The organism is Microcoleus sp. PH2017_12_PCY_D_A, assembly GCF_020738565.1.
Lineage (GTDB): Bacteria > Cyanobacteriota > Cyanobacteriia > Cyanobacteriales > Microcoleaceae > Microcoleus.
The window spans coordinates 1-3,605 of record NZ_JAEQCI010000227.1 but is presented as its reverse complement, the minus strand read 5'-3'; the positions used below and the strand labels follow the sequence as shown (position 1 = coordinate 3,605).

At 43.2% G+C, this 3,605-nt stretch carries 3 protein-coding genes; 1 reads left to right on the top strand and 2 read right to left on the bottom strand.

Going from position 1 to position 3,605, the window contains the following annotated elements; genetic code table 11:
* Nucleotides 1–94 precede the first annotated feature (94 nt).
* Entirely contained in the window at nucleotides 95–709 is a 615-nt protein-coding gene (locus tag JGK39_RS32940; protein ID WP_293262538.1) for a hypothetical protein, read from the bottom strand.
* 34 nt (nucleotides 710–743) lie between these two features.
* On the opposite strand from JGK39_RS32940, the gene JGK39_RS32935 reads away from it, so the two are divergent.
* Nucleotides 744–1,370, top strand: coding sequence for a hypothetical protein (locus JGK39_RS32935; RefSeq protein WP_293262535.1), 627 nt, complete (start codon nucleotides 744–746; stop codon nucleotides 1,368–1,370).
* Nucleotides 1,371–2,232: 862 nt separating this feature from the next.
* Here JGK39_RS32935 and JGK39_RS32930 read toward each other — a convergent pair.
* Nucleotides 2,233–3,522 (bottom strand): hypothetical protein, encoded by a 1,290-nt coding sequence (locus tag JGK39_RS32930; RefSeq protein WP_293262532.1) that lies wholly within the window; start codon nucleotides 3,520–3,522, stop codon nucleotides 2,233–2,235.
* Nucleotides 3,523–3,605 lie beyond the last annotated feature (83 nt).

Here is a 3,605-nt window from a genome sequence, read left to right as displayed (position 1 = left end):
ATTTTTACGTGATGCCAGTCGAAAGGTCGCCCGTTTGGACAATTTACTCGAAATGGATCTCGAAAACAGACAGACAACAACCTCAATAAATACTCTACTGCTTCTGAGTTTTCCTGTTTTTGAGCTTTTTGAGTAAACCTAATCCACCGAGTCCTAAGAAAGCGCCTAATTCAGTGGTAGGTTCGGGAACGGCTGCGGCTGGAAGGGCATCGTCGTCAGGGTTTTTAGTTTGGGATGTTAGAGAATTTTGCTCCTCTGAGGCTAGTTCTGGGTCTTGCAATAAGTCGCCGCTGATGCCTGCTAAATCAAGTTCATTTTCGTTACTGTCAGTTGATGATAATTCTGGGTCTTCCAGTAAGTCCCCGCTGGTGCTGGCTAAGTCAATTTGGTTTTCGTTGTTGTCTGTTGATGATGATGATTCGGAGTCTTTAAGCAAGTCGCCACTGATGCCAGCTAAATCAAGTTCATTTGGATTACTATCTGTTGATGATAATTCTGGGTCGGCAAGTAAGTCGCTACTGGCGCTTGCTAAATCAACTTGGTTTTCGCTGCTATCTGTTGATAATAGTTCGGGGTCTTCGAGTAAGTTGCCACTGATATTTGCTAAATCTGTGGCATCGTTATTAATTGATGAGTATCCAATATTTTCGGATGAATCTGAGTCGGTATTTGCTGCGGTATTATCGAGTGTTGTATCGGGAAGTGACAACTCTGACTCTAGATAGTCGGTAGCAAAAACTCTGTTGGTGTTGGCAGTGCGGTTTAGGGAACTGGGTTTGGGATTCGGTGATGGCGCTGCGCTAGGTTTTGAGGTTGAGACAACAACGACTGTTGATGATGATGATGATGATGATGTTGATGTTGATGATGTTGATGTTGATGTTGATGTTGATGTTGATGATGTTGATGATGTTGATGTTGACCACGGTGCAGGTGTAGGCCAAGGTGATGAAGCCCAAGGTGGGGTTGTTGGCAAAGGTGTTGGAGTCCAGCGTGGGGTTGTTGGCAAAGGTGTTGGAGTCCAAGGTGGGGTTGTTGGCAAAGGTGTTGGAGTCCAAGGTGAGGGTGACGGTGCAGGTGAAACTAATACTATTGGTGATGGCGTTGGTGATTGGGTTGGTCGAGGTGTTGTTGATGGTGTTGGTCGAGGTGTTGGTGATGATGTTGGTCGAGGTGTGGGCGATGGTGATGGTGATACTGCCACGCAACCGATGCCACCGCCACCGCTGCTACTGTTGGCGACGATCGTGCTACCGTTTTTGGTAAGCAAACCTGGTGGTGGTGGACAATATGGAAGTGGAACAGGATCTGGAGTTGACTTTGGAGTTGGCTTTGGAGCTGGAACTGGAACTGGGACGGGAACCGGTTGATTTGGAAAATACTCATATGTCCAACCCCATCTAACTCCATTGTAAATCGTGACTTCTTGTTGATTCTTTGGATTCGCTTGAGCTAGGTAAAGTTCGGCAGTCCAGAAATAATTTCGATTTAAATTTGTGATTTTATAGGGGCGAAAGGGACGATCTTCAAATAAACCATTTGGCTTCAGAGGATCGCCTGAACCATAGTATGGAGCGAGACTATGTTTTCCCTCATTCGGCCCCCGAAGAGGAATGTTGTCAATATAGCTTATCGTAGCACCGAGTGGTCCAATTGTATCGCTTCCTGGGTAGTTAGTAGTAACGCGCTGAATCCAATAGAGTAAATTTTTGCTATTTTTAGGGTCAGGATTAGGCTCTCTTTTGCTTGTACTGGGACGGTAATTCAAACTAAGTACAGAGCCAATCCCCCCTTGACTTGGGGTTAATTTAGTACCCTGACCACAATGAGTCTTAATAGCACATGGGTACTGAAGTTTGACATTAAAACTCCCTTTCAAATTCTGTCCTTTCTTAAAAATCCAATTTTCTTGTCCGTAAACTATTTTTAAATTTTCTAGGAATCTGTTTGTACCTCCTAGTTTTATCTCGCTAACGAATGGTCTAGCCTTACTTAAGTTAAAAGGATCATCTGGATCTAGTACATTTAAAGAAGTATACCCTTTTCCATCGGGCAACTCAGACTCAGATGTGTAATTGAATAGTCCAGCATTCTGTGTGAGAGTAAACGCACTACTAGATTGAGAAAAAAGCGTGGCTATTAAGCTAGTTGATAATACGAAAAAAAATTCTCTAAATTGCATTGTTTTTACCTGTTTTGGAAATTAAACACAAAAAAATAGTGATTCGCCATTCAAAGCTGGGCTAGACGGAATTCAACAAAGGGAGTATCCACCCGCCCAGTCCAAACTTTTTCTATTGGCTGACTGGTAATCGACTGCCCTGCAAGATTTTTTTTCTGTATGGTATTACTGATATTTTCATACAGGAAGCGGAAGTGATATATACCGGGCTTGAGTTCGTTAAAAGACCATGCACCACCACTGCCATCAGAGACACCAAGTGAAAGTTGGTCGCACTTCCTCCAGGAGAGGTCGATATCTGGAAAAAATGTCACACTTTTTCCAGGGGTGACTAACAGAAAATCAGATTCTTCAGGCCATCTCATCCAGTCGCTAATATAGCCTCCCCGCAATATTTGACCATCTGGTATGACAAGACTTGGTGCAAAACTGCCGTAAAAGCTGAAGTAAAATGGGGTTAGCGTGTTGTTGGTAATCCGCATACCAATCTGTACAGATTGGTATGAATTGTCACTCTTATTTGGCAGGGTTAACAATGGCTCAGGTATGAAAGTTTCAAAACGAATACCATCTACTTCCACTGCACTGTTATTCAACCCAACAGGTTGAAGTAGGCGAAAATTAGCTAAGGGAGTTACCAACTGACCTGTCCCAGCTACTTCTATCCTCTCTAGCGGCACTTCTTTTCTCTCTAGTATTTCTTTAATGTTGTTAAAAACAGTGAATGGATTTGTGTATACTATTGTCCCAGTCGGAGTTGCATAGGTGAATCGAACCTGATATTCCCCAGACCCAAGAGTATCAAAAGACCAAGATTTATCGATATCAATAGGGCTTTCATCGTAGGTCGGGCGATGTAATATCAGTTGAAGCACATTATTTTGCCAAGACAGTCTTCCCTCCATAGATTGAGATGTCTGCTGTCCGACCCCAACTAACGAGCCATGATATTCTCCGTTCCCAACTTCCCTATTTATCGGTTCTCTTCGGTGCAGTGCTTGACCATCTGACCCGAATATTTCTGGAATTAAAGCATCATAATCTATAGCCAACGGAATAGGGGCTGATGTATTATTAGTAAGGCTGACAGTAAAGCTGAATTCAGAAGTGACACCTGGTTTGTTTTCGGGGATAGATAGTGCCACAATTTCTGGCAATTCCACTTTCAGTTGGAGGCCATCTTGTTTAACGTTATTGCTCCGCTTAGATTTTCTAGATGCCATGTTTGTTACCTTTTCAACTTGGTAATTTTCCTTGCCAACAGCTTGTATACTTCCATAGGTTACTACCAAGAGCGCCGCCATCACTAAAGCCAATAAAAACCGGAAAAAATACTTCATATCTCGCCCTCTCAACTACCCGACAATCAGCGAACAAACCAAAACCACACCGCCGCCCCAATTATCATCAGCCAAAATAGTTT